This window comes from Pseudomonas mandelii (assembly GCF_002251635.1).
GTDB classification, from domain to species: Bacteria; Pseudomonadota; Gammaproteobacteria; order Pseudomonadales; family Pseudomonadaceae; genus Aquipseudomonas; species Aquipseudomonas mandelii_B.
Genome location: NZ_NMOJ01000088.1, coordinates 78,925 through 96,842, shown reverse-complemented (window position 1 = coordinate 96,842; position 17,918 = coordinate 78,925). Strand labels below are relative to the sequence as shown.

Annotated in this window: 15 protein-coding genes; 6 read left to right on the top strand and 9 right to left on the bottom strand. The window is 57.0% G+C overall.

Annotated features, from left to right (window positions below):
• The first annotated feature begins 782 nt into the window (after nucleotides 1–782).
• Nucleotides 783–2,252: a DUF2599 domain-containing protein gene (locus B7L09_RS12915; RefSeq protein ID WP_255141948.1), complete on the top strand. Its 1,470-nt coding sequence runs from the start codon at nucleotides 783–785 to the stop codon at nucleotides 2,250–2,252.
• 60 nt (nucleotides 2,253–2,312) lie between these two features.
• Here the strand turns inward: B7L09_RS12915 and B7L09_RS12910 are convergent, their stop codons facing one another.
• The 4 genes from B7L09_RS12910 to B7L09_RS12895 all read right to left on the bottom strand — a co-directional run bounded on the left by B7L09_RS12910 (nucleotide 2,313) and on the right by B7L09_RS12895 (nucleotide 5,778).
• A complete protein-coding gene (locus B7L09_RS12910) occupies nucleotides 2,313–3,470 on the bottom strand; it encodes an osmoprotectant ABC transporter ATP-binding protein OsmV (RefSeq protein ID WP_017138294.1) in 1,158 nt (385 codons plus the stop codon).
• Entirely contained in the window at nucleotides 3,467–4,120 is a 654-nt protein-coding gene (locus B7L09_RS12905) for an ABC transporter permease (protein WP_094469148.1), read from the bottom strand. Before B7L09_RS12905 ends, B7L09_RS12910 begins: the two co-directional genes overlap by 4 nt.
• 18 nt (nucleotides 4,121–4,138) lie before the next feature.
• Nucleotides 4,139–5,041 carry a glycine betaine ABC transporter substrate-binding protein gene (locus B7L09_RS12900; RefSeq protein ID WP_094469147.1) on the bottom strand — a complete coding sequence of 301 codons (903 nt, stop codon included), beginning with the start codon at nucleotides 5,039–5,041 and terminating at the stop codon, nucleotides 4,139–4,141.
• Between the two features lie 20 nt (nucleotides 5,042–5,061).
• Complete coding sequence (locus B7L09_RS12895; protein ID WP_094469146.1) at nucleotides 5,062–5,778, bottom strand: ABC transporter permease; 717 nt, start codon at nucleotides 5,776–5,778, stop codon at nucleotides 5,062–5,064.
• Between the two features lie 366 nt (nucleotides 5,779–6,144).
• Here B7L09_RS12895 and B7L09_RS12890 point away from each other — a divergent pair, with 366 nt between their 5' ends.
• The 5 genes from B7L09_RS12890 to B7L09_RS12870 all read left to right on the top strand — a co-directional run bounded on the left by B7L09_RS12890 (nucleotide 6,145) and on the right by B7L09_RS12870 (nucleotide 12,149).
• Nucleotides 6,145–7,728, top strand: coding sequence for a peptide chain release factor 3 (locus tag B7L09_RS12890; protein ID WP_094469145.1), 1,584 nt, complete (start codon nucleotides 6,145–6,147; stop codon nucleotides 7,726–7,728).
• 378 nt (nucleotides 7,729–8,106) lie between these two features.
• A complete protein-coding gene (locus B7L09_RS12885) occupies nucleotides 8,107–9,489 on the top strand; it encodes a DUF6002 family protein (protein WP_094469144.1) in 1,383 nt (460 codons plus the stop codon).
• Nucleotides 9,486–10,538, top strand: a complete 1,053-nt coding sequence (locus tag B7L09_RS12880) for a hypothetical protein (RefSeq protein WP_255141946.1) — start codon at nucleotides 9,486–9,488, stop codon at nucleotides 10,536–10,538. Before B7L09_RS12885 ends, B7L09_RS12880 begins: the two co-directional genes overlap by 4 nt.
• Nucleotides 10,531–11,715: an MFS transporter gene (locus B7L09_RS12875; RefSeq protein ID WP_094469143.1), complete on the top strand. Its 1,185-nt coding sequence runs from the start codon at nucleotides 10,531–10,533 to the stop codon at nucleotides 11,713–11,715. The genes B7L09_RS12880 and B7L09_RS12875 overlap by 8 nt, the downstream gene beginning before the upstream one ends.
• A 179-nt stretch (nucleotides 11,716–11,894) precedes the next feature.
• Nucleotides 11,895–12,149 (top strand): hypothetical protein, encoded by a 255-nt coding sequence (locus B7L09_RS12870; protein WP_094469142.1) that lies wholly within the window; start codon nucleotides 11,895–11,897, stop codon nucleotides 12,147–12,149.
• A 176-nt stretch (nucleotides 12,150–12,325) separates the two neighbouring features.
• Here the strand turns inward: B7L09_RS12870 and B7L09_RS12865 are convergent, their stop codons facing one another.
• The 5 genes from B7L09_RS12865 to B7L09_RS12845 all read right to left on the bottom strand — a co-directional run bounded on the left by B7L09_RS12865 (nucleotide 12,326) and on the right by B7L09_RS12845 (nucleotide 17,899).
• Nucleotides 12,326–13,306, bottom strand: a complete 981-nt coding sequence (locus B7L09_RS12865; protein WP_094469141.1) for a peptide ABC transporter ATP-binding protein — start codon at nucleotides 13,304–13,306, stop codon at nucleotides 12,326–12,328.
• Nucleotides 13,306–14,274, bottom strand: coding sequence for an ABC transporter ATP-binding protein (locus B7L09_RS12860; protein WP_094469140.1), 969 nt, complete (start codon nucleotides 14,272–14,274; stop codon nucleotides 13,306–13,308). Before B7L09_RS12860 ends, B7L09_RS12865 begins: the two co-directional genes overlap by 1 nt.
• A gap of 10 nt (nucleotides 14,275–14,284) precedes the next feature.
• On the bottom strand, nucleotides 14,285–15,214 hold the full coding sequence (locus tag B7L09_RS12855; RefSeq protein ID WP_438269322.1) for an ABC transporter permease subunit: 930 nt from the start codon (nucleotides 15,212–15,214) through the stop codon (nucleotides 14,285–14,287).
• A gap of 4 nt (nucleotides 15,215–15,218) precedes the next feature.
• A complete protein-coding gene (locus B7L09_RS12850) occupies nucleotides 15,219–16,229 on the bottom strand; it encodes an ABC transporter permease subunit (RefSeq protein ID WP_094469138.1) in 1,011 nt (336 codons plus the stop codon).
• 74 nt (nucleotides 16,230–16,303) lie between these two features.
• On the bottom strand, nucleotides 16,304–17,899 hold the full coding sequence (locus tag B7L09_RS12845) for an ABC transporter substrate-binding protein (protein ID WP_094469137.1): 1,596 nt from the start codon (nucleotides 17,897–17,899) through the stop codon (nucleotides 16,304–16,306).
• Between the last annotated feature and the right edge of the window lie 19 nt (nucleotides 17,900–17,918).

Here is a 17,918-nt window from a genome sequence, read left to right as displayed (position 1 = left end):
GAAATTANCAATGGGTGCAAATGAACGTCCTCCGTATCCCCACTTTGGTTCGCCTACTTCCCAAGGCATGTCGCCGAAAGCAAAAAGGCCATGGGATAACCGAGTCCCTTGGCCTTGCTGTCTCGTCGTCAGTACTTGAGCCGGATGGATCGTTTCCAGCATGGACGTTCGGCGCGAACTTTAGGACGTGAGGGGCCATAGATCAACTAAAAATGTCGCGTTTTTGCACGCTTCCGTCGTGCGGTCCCCGACAGTTACTGATGTAACCGACCTGCATGACAGTGTGATGTTCCCTTTACAGGGATATTTGAGGTGTTTCTGGGGGATTTGTGGTGCTGCCATTCGCGAGCAAGCCCGCTCCCACAGGGGATTTGTGTTGATGCACAGATCCAATGTGGGAGCGGGCTTGCTCGCGAAGGCGTCAGATCAGGCGACTTGAGTTATCTTCATGCGGATCCCCTCCACGGAAACAAATTGAGCACCGCATAAGTAATGATCGTTTGAATATCTCTCTATAGTCGAAAAGGTAATCTAAACTTTCCGGGTGTTTCGAAAATGATATTAAAAACTACTGTAACCTGTTATTTGTGTCAGTAGATCGCTCTCCTCATCTATCCGATACTCGAGATCGAAAGTGAGTTGAAAATTTCGATCGAATGGAATTCGCTCGTACGGTCATAGATGCATTGCCATTATTAGGGTGAGTACTTCCCTGCGCGTTTTAGTGTGTCGGATTTCGCACGTGTCTTGCGTTTTCCTAAATAACGCAATGGGAGACTAATGTGTTTAATAATGTATTGTTAAAAGCGGCGCGCGTCACTTTGATGGTAGGAGTTGCCGCTGGCTCTCCTCTCTTGCAAGCAAGTCCCGGCACAGATGCGGCAACGCTGATGGAGTATTGGTATCGTCTCACCGCCAGGGATTGTGGCAGCGGAAGGCTTGCATCTGACTGTTCCGGATTGATTCTTCGGGGGACGGACAGCAAAAAAGTATTCCGTCCATGGAATGCTGGTCCGAACTCGCATAACGCTGAGGCGGGTGGCAACGGTGTTGTTTCCAATGGAGGCGTGTCTGCTTCCTATCTGCGCAAGGACGCGGAATACGATGGTCTGGGTTTGCTTAAGTTTAATGGTTTTGCTTTGATACCTAATGATTTTATAAATGAAAATGACCAATTCAAAGTCACAGTGCTTTGTGCGTTTCCTATTGATGCCTGGACTTATAATCGAAACAATAACGGTTGTGGTGATTATTTTCAGGATGGCGACATCAACAATACCGTTGGTGTTCAAGAGGATTATTGTCAAAAGCTTAAGATCAGTAGCGCCTCGGGCTGGATGGCTTATTTTGATCGTCAGACCAAGGATCCGGATCCTATCAAGGCTCATCGATTTCAATGTGGGTTCGATACGACCGCAGATTATTTTGGAACGTTCAATAAGGCGGATGCTTTTAATGCCTTTATTGAAGGGCGGAAATTGATAGCCCATGATCCTGAAGAAAAAATCAGAGCTCAAACCACTCAGACGGAGTTGCGACTGCGCGTTTGGCCTGACGATAATTTTTGGAAAAGAGACTGGAACCTCAGCAGGACCCATTTTGATTCTCCCGACCCAGATGATACAAACCCGGCGACAGTTGCAAATCAGGTATTTAAGGCACTGCCTATCGCAGCATTTACGTATATCGGTGGCATCGACTTCGTTGAGACGAATGGCAAAAGCTTCGCGGGTCGCGCGCTCGCTCAGGATGACCAGCGTAGATGGAACGAGGAGATTCCATCTGGTAAAGGCGGCTGGAAACCAGTCATAAAAGTACAAATGCCGCGCACGATCGTCGAGGATGCCAAATTTGCCTATTACCCGGGCGATCAGGTCGTTGCACCGCCGGTCGACAATCGGTCCTGTGACAAATACATCGAGAAGGCTGTGTGGATTGACGACTACAAAGAGCCAGTGCTGGGAACCATCTCATCACTGACGGTGACACCAACCGAGTGCGGAAGGAAAGCCGGAGTGGGGAAAACAAATGTGGTATTTGCGGAATTAGCCAATCTGGCGGCTAACAATTCCAGTAAGGAATGGAATTTCGATCACATCGGCAGCACCATGCGCCGTCAACTCGCCTGTCATCTTGATTCCCCTGACATCGCCGCGAACAAGGCGACCTGGAGCCTTGAACCGCGTCGCCCGTACGTCGCTCATGAGGTAATAATGGAGCGAAAGCGGTGCATCAGTCACTCTATTCAGTGACTGACACTCCGTATTCGCGAGCAAGCCCGCTCCCACATTTTTGAACTGAGTGGCGTCAGATCAGGCCAACGCTGTCTCGGCAGGCGACACAATACTGGTCTTACCGCCACGCGACTTACCGGAACTCAGGTACTCGGCAATCGACTCCTGAGTCACCTCCCCCAGGAACACCCGCTCGGCATCCATCACCGGCAACCACGAGCGGTTGAACTCGTACATGCGCGACAACAGGATGCGCAAATGCTCGTCGTACGCCGCCGTGGCGTTGAATTCCCGCAGGTATTGCCCACAGGTACCGGTCTGACGGTGCAGGTCGCGACGTCGTACATAACCCAGCGCCTTGTTCTCGGCGCAGGTGACCACCACATAACGACGGTCAGTTTCATCCATCAGCTCCAGCGCATCCGCCACCGGGGTTTCCGGGCTCACCGATGGGGCGTTGTCGGCCGCATCTTCGGCTTTAACCAGCAGCAGGCGCTTGAGGGTGCTGTCCTGGCCCACGAAGTTGCTGACGAACTCGTCAGCCGGATGCGCCAGCAAGGTGTCCGGATGGTCGATCTGCAGCAGCTTGCCGGCGCGGAAGATCGCGATCTTGTCGCCCAGCTTGATGGCCTCGTCGATGTCGTGGCTGACCATGATCACGGTCTTGTTCAGCGCGCGTTGCATCTCGAAGAACTCGTTCTGGATCATCTCGCGGTTGATCGGGTCGACCGCACCGAACGGCTCGTCCATCAGCAGCAACGGTGCATCGGCCGCCAACGCACGGATCACACCGATCCGCTGCTGCTGGCCACCCGACAGCTCACGCGGGTACCTGTGCAGGTACTGCTTGGGTTCCAGCTTGATCATGCTCATCAATTCGCGGGCGCGGTCGTGGCATTTCTGCTTGTCCCAGCCGAGCAGCTTGGGCACGACCACGATGTTTTCCTCGATGGTCATGTTCGGGAATAGGCCGATCTGCTGGATCACGTAGCCGATGTTGCGACGCAGGGTCACTTCGTCGAGGTCGGTGGTGTCTTCGCCATTGATCAGGATCTTGCCCGAGGTGGGCTTGATCAGGCGGTTGATCATTTTCAGCGTGGTGCTCTTGCCGCAGCCCGACGGGCCGAGGAATACGCAAATCTCGCCTTCATTGACGGTCAGGCTTACGTCGTTCACGGCGGACACGGTTTTGCCGTTGCTTTGAAAAGTCTTGGTCAGGTTTTGAAGTTCGATCATTTGAGCAGTCCTTTTGGAGTCAGCGAGCGTTGCAGCCATTGCAGAAGCAGGTCGGCGAAGATGGCCAGGAGACTGACCAGCACGGCGCCAACGATCAGCATCGACATATCGCTGCGGCTGATGGAAGCCAGAATAAGTACACCCAGGCCGCCGGCGCCGATGGTGGCGGCAATGGTCATCACACCGATGTTCATCACCACGGCGGTGCGCACGCCGGCGAGGATCACCGGCACGGCGATGGGCAGTTCGACCATGCGCAGGCGCTGGCCGAAGGTCATGCCGATGCCTTTGGCGGCTTCGCGGATACCAGGTTCCACGCCGGTGAGGGCGAGGTAGGTGTTACGCATGATCGGCAGCAGGGAGTAGAGGAACACGGCGGTAATCGCCGGCATCGGCCCCAGGCCCTGGCCGAACTTGGAGTAGAACGGCAGCAGCAGGCCAAACAAGGCGATGGACGGCACGGTCAGCAACACCGTGGCACTGGCTTGCAACGGGCCGGCGAGTGTCGGGAAACGTGTCATCAGGATGCCGAGGGGCACGCCGACGACAATCGCCAGGATCACCGCAATGCCGACCAGGGTGATGTGCTGCCAGGTCAGGTGCAGGACTTGGGCCCAATCAAGATGGGAAAAGGCGTTCAGAAATTCCATGTCTTTTTCTCCTCGGCCTTAATGGACAGAAAGCATTGGATGCTGGCGCAGGAAATCGGCGGCAACGGATGAAGGGCTTTCGTGATCGACATCGACCCGCGCATTGAGCTCGCGCATGGTGGCGTCGTCGAACAGTTCAGCCAGCGGCTTTATTTCTTCCGCCAGTTTAGGGTGCGCGTCCAGATAAACCTGACGCACCACGGGCGCGGCGGTGTAGTCCGGGAAGTAATGCTTGTCGTCTTCCAGCAGCTTCAATTTGAAGGCATTCAAGCGACCGTCGGTGGTGTAGACCAACCCGGCAAACACCTGGCCATTACGCAGCGCGGTGTAGACCAGCCCGGCGTCCATCTGCCGTGTGTTTTTGCGGGTCAGGTTCATGTCATACAGCTTGACCATGCCGGCCATGCCGTCAGAACGGTTGGCGAACTCGGTGTCCAGGGCGACCAGATGATCGGTCTTCGCCTCAGCTTGCAGCACCGTGTTCAGCTCGCTGATGGTGTTGATCTGCGGGTAGGCCTTCGCGGTGCTTTCCGGCAGNGCCAGNGCGTAGGTGTTGCTGAATTTCGATGGCGACAGCCAGACCAAGCCTTTTTTCGCGTCGAGTTCTTTCACCTTGGCGTAGGACTGGGCGCTGTCGAGTTTTTCGGTGACATGGTTGTAAGCCACCAGCGAAACGCCGGTGTATTCCCACATCAGGTCCAACTGGCCACTTTCGTGGGCGCTGCGGGCCAGGTTACTGCCCAGACCGCCGGTCACGNGGGTGTCGTAGCCCTTGGTGCGCAGGTATTGGGAGGTGATTTCGGCGAGCAAGGTCTGTTCGGTGAACACCCGGGCGCCGATACGGATCACTGGTTTTTCAGCGGCTTGGGCGATTCCCGAGAACAGCAGGACGCAGCCTATTAGAAAGCTTAATTTCTTCATGTTTATTCCTTTGCCGAGGCTTAAGACGGACGCAACCCGCGTTCCAGCCAGAGGCGGCTGGCCATGGTCACCAGACCGTCGAGCAGCAACGCCAGCAGCGCGGTGCACGCGGCGCCGAGCAGCAATTGCGGCTGATTGTTCAGGGCGATGCCGGGGAAAATCAGGCTGCCCAGGCTGTTGGCGCCAATCAGGAAGGCCAGCGGCGCTGTACCCACGTTGATCGCCAGAGCCACACGCACACCGCCGATGATGATCGGCACGGCGTTGGGCAATTCCACGCGAAACAGCACCTGGCGCGGCGTCATGCCGATGCCGANGGCGGCTTCTTTCAGGGAGCCCTGTACGTTTTTCAGGCCTTCGTAGGTGTTGCGCACAATGGGCAACAGGGAGGCGAGGAACAGCGCGAAGATGGCCGGGCCACTGCCGATGCCAAGGACGCCGAGGGCGATGGCCAGTACGGCCAGGGGAGGGACGGTGTTGCCGATGTTGAAGATTTGCATGAAACGTTCTGCGCGCCCGACCATGTTCGGTCGGCTAAGCAGGATACCGGCGGGGATCCCTACAACGAGGGCGGCCAGCATGGAGACAAGAACGAGGATCAGGTGTGCTTGCAGGTAAAACAACAAATCGTCGCGGTACAGTTCGATCGTGTTGATGCCGATCCAGTGGACCAGCAGGGCCAGGAGAGCGACGACAACCGCTCCTCCTATCAGCCCTTTGCCATAGCGAATAGCCACAGGCGGACTCCTTTTTTTCTTTTGTCGGCGAACGCAGTCCTTTGTGGCAATGCCATCACTGGCTGCCGGGATATCGACGTTCGCGAGAAGCAGCTCTTCATGCTGGTAAAACCGCATGAGATCGAGCCATAAGCGCAGCCTCGTCAGGCTAACTTGCTGATTTTTCAGCCCCTGTTACGAGTGCGGTAGCAGGGGAGTGGACGTCTGCACCTTTTAAAAGGTTCCATAATTAGCAGCAATTAGCCACCCTTGATCTCCCAACGGTCCCGTTAATCGCCATGGGCGACAGGGCGAGCGGTGGTCCGTAACGCTCGGTTTGCGCTATACTCGCCGCCCTTTTTTGAATCACCTGCCAGGCGATTTCCCATGACCNACCAGGCCGCCGAAGTCGCGAAACGCCGCACTTTCGCTATTATTTCCCACCCCGATGCCGGTAAAACCACCATCACCGAGAAGCTCCTGCTGATGGGCAAGGCAATCGCGGTGGCCGGCACGGTGAAATCCCGCAAATCCGACCGCCATGCCACCTCCGACTGGATGGAAATGGAAAAACAACGGGGTATTTCCATTACCACGTCGGTCATGCAGTTTCCGTATCGCGACCACATGGTCAACCTGCTCGACACCCCGGGCCACGAAGACTTCTCCGAAGACACCTACCGCACATTGACGGCAGTGGACTCGGCACTGATGGTCCTCGACGGCGGTAAAGGCGTTGAGCCACGGACCATCGCGCTGATGGACGTCTGCCGTCTGCGTGATACGCCCATCGTCAGCTTCATCAACAAACTCGACCGCGATATCCGCGACCCGATCGAGTTGCTCGATGAAATCGAAGCGGTCCTGAAGATCAAGGCCGCGCCGATCACCTGGCCGATTGGTTGCTACCGCGACTTCAAGGGCGTTTACCACCTGGCTGACGACTACATCATTGTCTACACCGCTGGCCACGGCCACGAACGCACCGATGTAAAAATCATCGAGAAACTCGACTCCGACGAAGCCCGCGCCCACCTGGGTGACGAGTACGACCGCTTTGTCGATCAGTTGGAACTGGTGCAGGGCGCCTGCCACGCGTTCAACCAGCAGGAGTTCCTCGATGGCCAACTGACGCCGGTGTTCTTCGGTACCGCCTTGGGCAACTTCGGCGTCGACCACGTGCTCGACGCCGTGGTGAACTGGGCGCCAGAGCCTCTGGCCCGTGTTGCCAACGAGCGCACCGTGGAACCGGTTGAAGAGAAATTCACCGGCTTCGTGTTCAAGATCCAGGCGAACATGGACCCCAAGCACCGCGACCGTATCGCCTTTATGCGCATTTGCTCCGGCAAATACGAAAAAGGCATGAAGATGCGCCACGTGCGTACCGGCAAGGACGTGCGCATCGGCGACGCCCTGACGTTCTTCTCCTCGGAGCGTGAACAGCTGGAAGAGGCCTTCGCCGGCGACATCATCGGCTTGCACAACCACGGCACTATCCAGATCGGTGACACCTTCACCGAAGGCGAAGCGCTGGGCTTCACCGGTATCCCGCATTTCGCTCCGGAACTGTTCCGCCGCGTGCGCCTGCGTGACCCGCTCAAATCCAAGCAACTGCGCCAAGGTTTGCAGCAATTGGCGGAAGAGGGCGCGACCCAGGTGTTCTTCCCCGAGCGCAGCAACGACATCATCCTCGGCGCCGTCGGTGTGCTGCAGTTCGATGTGGTCGCCAGCCGCTTGAAAGAGGAATACAAGGTCGAATGCTCCTACGAGCCGATCACCGTGTACTCCGCGCGCTGGATCGATTGCAGCGATAAGAAGAAGTTGGAAGAGTTCTCCAACAAGGCCGTAGAAAACCTGGCGATCGACGGCGGTGGTCACCTGACCTACCTGGCGCCGACCCGGGTCAACCTGGCGCTGATGGAAGAGCGCTGGCCGGATGTGAAATTCCGTGCGACGCGTGAGCATCACTAAACGCTGAGCGATAACACCCCAAAGCCCACTGTGAACACAGTGGGCTTTTTTTTGACCATTAAACGGGTTCGAATCGATGATCGGGTAAGGCTTTCCTGTAGTCAGGACGTCACGGTTTATCTGGCGGCCCGCATTCTCGTTGACGTCTTTCGCACCCCAAAGCCCACTGTGAACACAGTGGGCTTTTTTTTGACCATTAAACGGGTTCGAATCGATGATCGGGTAAGGCTTTCCTGTAGGTCTTTTTTCCTGATTTCGTAGCTTGACTCTGCTTTTTCATTACCGGGACTGTTTCCCGCGACAACGCAATCGTTGACGTCTAGCGTTCGGAGGACATTTCGCAAGCAGCGACTTTCCACGAGCAGGAGCGCGAGACAAATGGATGTGATGAATACCAACACCGCGGTACAGGCAACACAAGGAGCTCAAATTCCCGTTTCTATTATGGAGCGGTACTACGATCTGATTGTCAGCAGTGCAGCTGATTTTGAAGTCAGCTGTGGTGACGCATTTGAGCCATCCATGAAATTGCCTGCACTGGATGCTCGAATGCAGGCATTTCTTTCCGTCGCAACTGCGCAGTTTTTTGAGTTAGGCCGTTACTGTGGGATGCCACTGCGGTTGTTCGATTTGAGACAAAACGCAAATACTCAAACGACAAAGACATTTGCTTCGACGCTGATCGTCGCTCGTGCCATTCGCCATATTCAGGACACCGGCGACAGCATCCTGTTGTTTTCCCCTTCTTCCGGCAACAAAGCCATTGCATTGCGTGATGCAGTTTTGCGTGCATTGAAAGCCAAACTTGTTCATCCAGAACAATTGCGCATTGTCACATTGACGCCTGCACAGACGATCGGGAAATTGCGTAGAACCGAACTTTACGATGACCCTCGGCTGCGTGCGCTGAACCCTATATTCGTCCTTGATGCCGAGTCGCCGGAGGCAGTGAAGGTGGTTGGGCAGCACTTCAAGGAGCTTTTCAGTCGCAGTCCATTGGGTGAGTTGAAGTTATGGCATTCCCTTCGGCTAGAGAATTATCGGTTTTCTGACCAGGCCCGAGCATTTTTTGATTTCGAACAGGGTGATGCCTGGGACACTGATCGAAAAACCGTCCATGTGCATGCTGTGTCGAGTGCTTATGGTCTTCTGGGATATTGCTCAGGTGTGGATGTGATGAAGCGTCACGGGACACAGGTTTCCACTCCGTCATTTTTGTTGGTTCAACATCTGGCCACCAGTGACATGGTTTTGCATTTACTCGACGGAAACTTCGAGGGTGCTTCCACGCCAGGCTATACACAGGAATCCAACGGCTTATGGGTTCAATCGGAGTCTGCGCATTTTCCTTCAGCGACCTGGAACCCCGATGAGATCCTTGAACCCACTTTTTACACGCACCTTCCGCCTACCGCCGTGGAAATGACCGGATTGGTCAGGGCCAATGGTGGCTCGGGAATTGTCGTGTCGCTTTATGAGTGCATGCAACGCTACAGCGAATGTGTCCAGTTGCTAGCGAGTACACCCGTGAGATTGCCCGCGGATCCTCGGGATCTGAAGGAGTGGTCATTGGTGATGGCTCTCTCCGGATGCCTGAATGCAATTGACCGAGAGTTGCTGGTGGGCATGGACGGCTGCACCATTCATGCATCCGGCTCCTACTGTCAGAGTGATGATGAAGCCATGCCCATCGAAGGACTGTCATTCATTGACGGTGCAGAAGAGATGATGGAGATCCTGCGTGGTCGTTGTAACTCATGAGCGCTGACCTTTCCATCACTCAGAAAATACCCTGCCATTTCCGCGTTTACAGGGGCAACTCCAAGGCTGGAGAAATGGCGCGTCTTGTTTATGTTGGAGTGAGTGAAGGGCTGATCTATATCGCCCCTTTTGTGGATCAATGTTTTTTCGAACATTCGACTGTAGAGCAAGAAGGCACTCTGGAATGGAAACAACTTGAGTGTTTTCTAAACCAGAATCAACCCGACACGAGCCTGTTGATGGCGCCACTGGAAGTCGTCCAACAATGCCAGCGCCCCGGCGATATTGTCGGACTCAGCAGGCTTCACCAGAAAGTCGATGTGTCCTCTGATTGGGAGCATGTGCAGAGGGAACTGTCCCATCGGGAAAACAAGCGCCGTGTTCAATTGGTCGGACAAGGGTTTGGTTTCGATGTGTCACTTAAGGATGAAGACTTCTTTGCCTTTTATCGTTCCATGCATGTCCCGACCATGCGCGCCCGTTACGGGCGCTTTGCCCGTAGCGTGCCCGAGCAATCGGCGTATCTGGAATTGTTCAAGCAGGGAGTGTTGTTTCGGGTTTGTTTAAAGGGTGACTGGGTGGCGGGAAGTGTTTCTCAAGTTGATGAGTCGACACGCACCTTGAATGCACGGTTGATCGGAGTGAGGGATGGCGCAGCAATTTACCGGGTTAATGGAGCGCAGAATTATGTCTATCACGCGATCCTGGAGTGGGCATCTCATCAGTCGAACATCGATTGCGTCGACTTCCAGGGCTGCGAACCATTTTTGAGCAAAGGAACGTTTCAGTACAAGAAACGCTTTGGGGCTAAGGCCGTAGTTCCTGACAACGCATTCGGTCAATGGCGGTTACTGATTCGAGCGCACAAGCTTGGTGCTTCAGCCCGGCAATTTCTGATCAATAACCCTGTTGTCGGCCTTGATGCCGAGGGCCGGCTGCAAGCGCAGTACTTCTACGATGCAGGCCACGAGATCCGTTCGGACATTCCCTTCGCTTCAAAAGGCATTTCCAGCCAAGTGAGCCATAACCTGGACCAATGGCATGGCTAGTCGGCTCTTCCTCCTGACCCGGCTTGATGGATATTTCTGTCCTATGGCCTGGATGCTTGCTGCGTTGATCTTCATCAGTCGGTTGAGCGCCATGGTGAAGCTGTTCATGGCGTTGTACCTGCGTCAGGCGTTGGCGTTGGCGATTGAAACCGTAGGCTGGTTGTTATCCGGATACGGGGCCGGTTTGCTGATGGGGTCAATGGGGGGCGGGCTGCTCAGTGAGTATTTCTCCACGGCACGCCTCACCGCCGCGTTGTTTTTTGCCTCGGTATGGATATTGGGTTTGTTGGGGCTAGTCGTTGAGGTGCCATTGCTGGCTGGTTTGTTGCTTTTCAGCGGAGCACTCGATGGTGCAATTCGTACTCTTCATCAACGCTTGATTATGGAGTATTGCCGGGTTACGCAGCGGCCTCGCGCGCAGTCATTGAGTCGTGTTGCCAGTAACTTGGGCATGGCTGTAGCCGGGGTTGTGGGTGGCGTCTTGGCGCAGGCTGATTTTCGCTGGGTGTTTTTTATCAGTGCGGCCATGACGCTGTTGGCTTTGATCTGGTTTGTTCGGGCGACATTTCATCGAGAAACTCTGATGCCGGATCAGACTCCTGATTCGGTTTCGGGTGCATGCGTACCTTATCGAGATAAACCATTCCTCTGGTTGTTGGCGGCTTCTGTCTTGCTCGGCCTTGCCTTCGAGCCGGTCTACAGCATGCTGGGCAACTATTTGCTCGACTACTACCGGTTGGGTACTGAAGTCATCGGATGGCAATTTGCACTCAATGCAGTACTGGTGGTGGTGCTGCAAATTCCGTTATCTCATTGGAGTGAGCAATGGGGGGCGCGTCGGCAACTACTGGCAGGCAGCCTGTTGTTAGCCGGTGGGCTTGGGATGTTGCCGTTGGGTTCTGGGGTGTTTTACATCTGCCTCTCGACTGTTGTCTGGACACTTGGCGAAATTCTTTTCATGCCCACTCTGAACGTATTGGTTATGCAGCGTGCGTGCGCAGGAAGGAGTGGGCATTACTTTGGACTTTTTTCCATGTGCTGGAGTGCGAGCGCGCTGCTTTCTCCGATACTCGGCGGTCAGCTCTATGGCCATTTCGGCGGGCACATTGTCTGGCTTGGGTGTGCGGCCTTGGCGATCATGTCCATGCCACTGGTTTGCCAGGCAACTCGCAAATAGCTCGCGTAATTTAGCTGATCTGGTTATAGGCATTATTCAAATCCGTTCTCCCCACCCACGGCATTTCCCGCGCATCGTTAGAGTCCTATCTGGAGAACCCAACCCGCCCCATCGGGACCGGATGTCTACCAGTGCCGTCGGGCCACCACGTTTCACCTGCGATAAGGATGGAATCAGCCATGAGCATTTTTCAACGCATTGTGTTGCTGTTGAAGGTGGTGGTGATGTTGTCCCTCGGCAGTTCGGCGGTCTGGGCCGAGTGCGAGGATCACGATACGCAAGCGTCGAGTGGGCAGGGTGGTCAGGGCGAGTTGATGATTGCCAAATCCGAATCAGAGCCTGGTGATCAGGGGCAGGGCGGCAGTGCGGACGACGATGATTCGACCACTGAAGAGCCAGACACTGACGATGATGAGGGCGACAGCCAGACGTAAATCGCAGGCAAAAGAAAACCCCTTCTTCCCAGACTGATGCGCAGCCGGGGCAGAAGAGGTTAGTGAACAGCTCGCAAATCCGTGTGGGAGCGAGCCTGCTCGCGAGGCGATATTCCAGTCAACATCTGAGTCGACTGAGAAAACGCTATCGCGAGCAGGCTCGCTCCCACAGTTTGTTACGCGGCGCCGTCGAGGAATTGCTCGGCGTAGTGGCAAGCCACCTGACGGCTGTCGAGCAGGCGCAGNTGCGGTTCCTCGCTGCTGCACCGCGCGGTCGCATACGGGCAGCGCTTGTGGAAGGCGCAACCCGGCGGCGGGTTCAGTGGGTTAGGCAGTTCGCCGACGATCTTGATTTTCGGCTTGTTCGGGTCCGGGTGGATGGTCGGGGTAGCCGACAGCAACGCCTGGGTGTACGGGTGCAGGGGACGGGCGTAGATGTCGTCCTTGGGGCCCACTTCCACCGGGCGGCCGAGGTACATCACCATCACGTCATCGGCAACGTGTTGCACCACCGCCAGGTTGTGGGAGATGAACACATAGGCGGTGTTGAATTCCTGCTGCAAATCCATGAACAGGTTGAGCACCTGGGCCTGGATCGACACGTCGAGTGCCGACGTCGGCTCATCCGCCACCAGCACTTTAGGTTGCAGCATCATGGCGCGGGCCAATGCGATCCGCTGGCGCTGGCCGCCGGAGAACATGTGCGGGTAGCGCTGATAATGCTCAGGGCGCAGTCCCACTTGCTTCATCATTGCCTGGACTTTCTCGCGGCGTTCGGCCGCGNTCAGGTTGGTGTTGATCAACAGCGGCTCGCCGAGTTGATCACCGACTTTCTGGCGTGGGTTCAACGAGGCATACGGGCTCTGGAACACCATCTGCACGTCTTTGCGNAACTGCTTGCGCTGAGCCTTGTCGGCACCGGCAACTTCCTGGCCGGCGATTTTCAAGGAACCGGAGGACGGCTCTTCGATCAGTGTCAGGGCNCGGGCCAGGGTGGATTTGCCGCAACCGGATTCGCCAACGACCGCGAGGGTCTTGCCAGCTTCCAGCTCGAACGACACGCCATTAAGCGCGCGCACCAGGGCGTGGCCCTTGAACAGGCCACGGGACACTTCGTAGTGACGGGTGAGGTCGCGGGCGGTAAGAACGACGGCCATTACGCCACCTCCTGGTTCAAGGGGTAGAAGCAGCGCGCAAGGCTGTTGCTTTTCGGGTCAAGGCCTGGACGTTGTGCGCGGCAGCTTTCTTGCACATACGGGCAGCGCGGCGACAGCAGGCAACCCTGCGGACGGTCATAGCGACCGGGAACGATGCCCGGCAACGTGGCCAGGCGCGTGGCGCCAAGGCTGTGCTCGGGGATCGCCTTGAGCAGCGCTTCGCTGTACGGATGCGCCGGAATGTCGAACAACTGCGGCACCTGACCGACTTCAACGGCCTGGCCTGCGTACATCACGCACACGCGCTGGGCGGTTTCGGCCACGACGGCCAAGTCGTGAGTGATCAGCACCAGGCCCATGTTCTGCTCTTTCTGCAGGGCCAGCAGCAGCTCCATGATCTGCGCCTGGATGGTCACGTCCAACGCGGTGGTCGGTTCGTCAGCAATCAGCAGTTTCGGCTCACCGGCAATCGCCATGGCGATTGCAACACGCTGGCTCATACCGCCGGACAGTTGGTGCGGGTAGGCGTCCATACGGCTGGCAGCGCCTGGGATTTCGACCTTTTCCAACAGTTCGATGGCGCGTGCGCGCGCTTGCTTGCCGGACATTTTCAGGTGCAGGCGCAGCACTTCTTCAATCTGGAAACCGACGGTGTAGCTGGGGTTCAGCGCGGTCATCGGGTCCTGGAACACCATTGCCAGGTCTTTGCCGACGATCTGGCGGCGCTGGCGGTTGCTCAGCTTGAGCATGTCCTTGCCGTCGAAGTTCAGGGCATCGGCGGTGACGATGCCGGGGTGCTCGATCAGGCCCATCAGCGCCATCATGGTCACGGATTTACCCGAACCCGACTCGCCAACGATCGCCAGCACTTCGCCTTTGTCGACGGAAATGTCGAGGCCATCGACCACCGGTACGGCGGTCTTGTCGCCGAAGCGCACGTTGAGATTCTTGATTTCTAACAGTGACATGGGAATCTCCTCAGGCGGCGTTCTTGAGTTTCGGGTCCAGCGCATCGCGCAGNCCGTCGCCCATCAAGTTGATTGCCAGCACGCTGAGCAAAATGGTCAAGCCAGGCAAGCTCACTACCCACCAGGCGCGTTCGATGTAGTCACGGGCCGAAGCCAGCATGGTGCCCCACTCCGGGGTTGGCGGTTGTACGCCAAGGCCAAGGAAGCCCAGGGCCGCAGCATCGAGAATCGCCGAAGAGAAGCTCAAGGTGGCCTGTACGATCANCGGTGCCATGCAGTTGGGCAGCACGGTGATGAACATCAGGCGTGGCAGGCCGGCGCCGGCGAGGCGGGCGGCCGTCACGTAGTCGCGGTTCAGTTCGCCCATCACCGCAGCGCGGGTCAGACGGACATAGGACGGCAAGGACACGATGGCAATCGCAATCACGGTGTTGATCAGGCCAGGGCCGAGGATCGCGACAATGGCCACGGCCAGCAGCAGCGACGGCAGGGCCAGCATGATGTCCATCAAACGCATGATGGTTGGGCCAAGCATGCGCGGGAAGAACCCGGCGAACAGACCCAGCAGGATGCCCGGGATCAGCGACATCACCACCGACGACAAGCCGATCAGCAATGAGAGGCGCGAGCCCTGAATCAGGCGCGAGAGCAGGTCACGGCCCAGTTCGTCGGTACCCAGCAGGAATTGCATCTGCCCGCCCTCCAGCCAGGACGGCGGGGTCAGCAGGAAGTCACGGTATTGCTCGCTCGGGTTATGCGGCGCAACCCAAGGGGCGAAGAGCGCGCAAAACACGATCAGCAACATGAACAGCAGGCCGGCAACGGCGCCTTTGTTCTTGGAGAAGGCTTGCCAGAATTCTTTGTACGGGGACGGATACAGCAGGCTTTGATCGACTGNTNNCNCTTGANTTGANGTTGNAGNAGGTGTGGTCATGGTCATGATCTCAGCGCTGGTGACGGATGCGTGGGTTGGCGAAGCCGTAGAGGATATCCACCACGAAGTTCACCAGGATCACCAGGCAGGCGATTAACAGGATGCCGTTCTGCACCACGGGATAGTCCCGTGCGCCAATGGCTTCGATCAGCCATTTGCCGATGCCAGGCCACGAGAAGATGGTTTCGGTGAGGACCGCACCGGCCAGCAGGGTGCCGACTTGCAGGCCCACCACGGTGAGTACCGGGATCAGCGCATTACGCAGGCCGTGTACGAATACCACGCGCGCCGGCGACAGGCCTTTGGCCTTGGCGGTACGGATGTAGTCTTCACGCAATACTTCGAGCATCGACGAACGGGTCATCCGCGCAATCACCGCCAGCGGGATGGTGCCGAGCACGATGGCCGGCAGGATCAGGTGGTGCAGGGCGTCGAAGAATGCGTCCGNNTCGTCAGCCAGCAGGGTGTCGATCAGCATGAAGCCGGTGCGCGGCTCGATGTCGTAGAGCAGGTCGATACGCCCGGAAACCGGGGTCCAGCCCAGGCNTACCGAGAAGAACATGATCAGGATCAGGCCCCACCAGAAGATCGGCATCGAATATCCCGCGAGGGAGATGCCCATCACCCCATGGTCGAACAGGGATCCTCGTTTCAAGGCCGCGATCACCCCGGCCAACAGGCCCAGGATACCGGCGAACAACAGGGCGGCCATGGACAGTTCCAGGGTCGCCGGGAAGAGAGAGCTGAACTCGCTCCACACGCTGGTGCGCGTGCGCAGCGATTCGCCAAGGTCGCCGTGGGCCAACTTGCCAACATAGTCCAGGTATTGCGCGTACAGCGGCTTGTTAAGACCAAGGCGTTCCATTGCCTGTGCGTGCATCTCGGGGTCGACNCGTCGTTCGCCCATCATCACTTCCACGGGGTCGCCAGGAATCATGCGAATCAACGCGAAAGTCAGCAAGGTGATGCCGAAGAATGTGGGGATCAGTAACCCCAATCGGCGGGCAATAAAACTAAACATCTTCTGGTGTACCTCATCAGCCGGTTAGGCGTGCCTGGTGTCCCTGGAGTCAGGGACACCGGGAGTTTTCTTATCTACTTCACCTGGGTGGTGGCGAAGTTATTAGTGGTGAGGGGGCTAATGTGATAGCCCTCTACGTTGTTGCGCATTGCGGTGAACATACGGGTGTGCGCCATGTTGATCCATGGCTGGTCCTGATTGAAAACCTCCTGGGCTTGCTCGTAGAGCGCTGCACGTTCCGCCGGGTTCACTTTAGCCCGTGCCTGGTCAATCAGGGTCTGGAATTTCTCATTGCACCAGCGCGCGTAGTTTTCGCCGTTCTTGGCAGCTTCGCAACTCAGATTAGGCGTCAGGAAATTGTCCGGGTCGCCGTTGTCACCCGCCCATCCGGCGGAAACCATGTCGTGCTCGCCGTTTTTGGCGCGTTTGAGCATTTCGCCCCACTCCATGACGCGAATGTCGACCTTGATCCCGACCTGGGCCAGGTCAGCCTGCATCATCTGCGCGCCGAGCATCGGGTTCGGGTTGGTCGGGCCACCGCCGTTACGGGTGAACAAGGTGAACTCGGTGCCTTCCGGTACGCCGGCTTCCTTGAGCAGGGCGCGGGCCTTGTCCAGGTCACGCGGCGGGTTTTTCAGTTTGTCGCTGAAACCCAGCAGGGTCGGTGGATACGGGTTGACCGCCACGGTCGCATTGCCCTTGCCGAACAGGGCGTTGACATAGGCCGCCTTGTCGAACGCGATGTCGATGGCTTTACGCACGCGCACATCGCTCATGTATTTGTGCGAGGTGTTCATGGCGATGTAGGAAACGGTCATCGCGTTCATCTCATCAACCTTCAGGTTGGTGTCTTTCTTGATGCTCGGGATGTCATCCGGTTTCGGATACAGCGCGATCTGGCATTCGTTGGCCTTGAGCTTTTGCAGGCGCACATTGTTGTCGGTGGTGATCGCCAGGATCAGCGGGTCCGCCGGCGGCTTGCCACGGAAGTAATCCGGGTTGGCCTTGAAGCGCACCTGGGCGTCTTTGGCGTAGCGGGTGAAGATGAACGGCCCGGTGCCGACCGGTTTGTTGTTCAGGTCNTCGGTCTTGTTGGACTTGAGCAACTGGTCGGCGTATTCGGCGGAGTNGATCGAGGAGAAGGCCATGGCGACGTCCGCCAGGAACGGCGCTTCGCGGCGGGTCAGGGTGAATTTGACGGTGTTGTCGTCAACTTTCGTTACGCTCTTGAGCAGTTCCTTGAAGCCCATGCTTTCAAAGTACGGGTAGCCCACGTTGGACTTGTTGTGCCAAGGGTGATTCGGGTCCAGCTGACGCTGGAAGCTCCAGACCACATCGTCGGCATTCATGTTGCGCGTGGGTTTGAAGTAGTCGGTGGTGTGGAACTTGATGTCGTCACGCAGGTGGAACGTGTAGGTCAGGCCATCGGCGCTGATTTCCNAGGAGTTGGCCAGCGCGGGGATCACTTCGGTGGTGCCGGGCTTGAAGTCCNCCAGGCGATTGAACATGGTTTCGGCGGCGGCGTCAGCCGTCACGGCGGTGGTGTACAGGACCGGGTCAAAACCTTCCGGGCTGGCTTCGGTGCAGACCACCAGCGGTTTGGCCGAAACGCCGATCGCNACACTCAGCAACGCGGCTGCAATGGCCGCACGTAGGGGAAGCATTTTCATCAAGAACCCTCTGCAATCA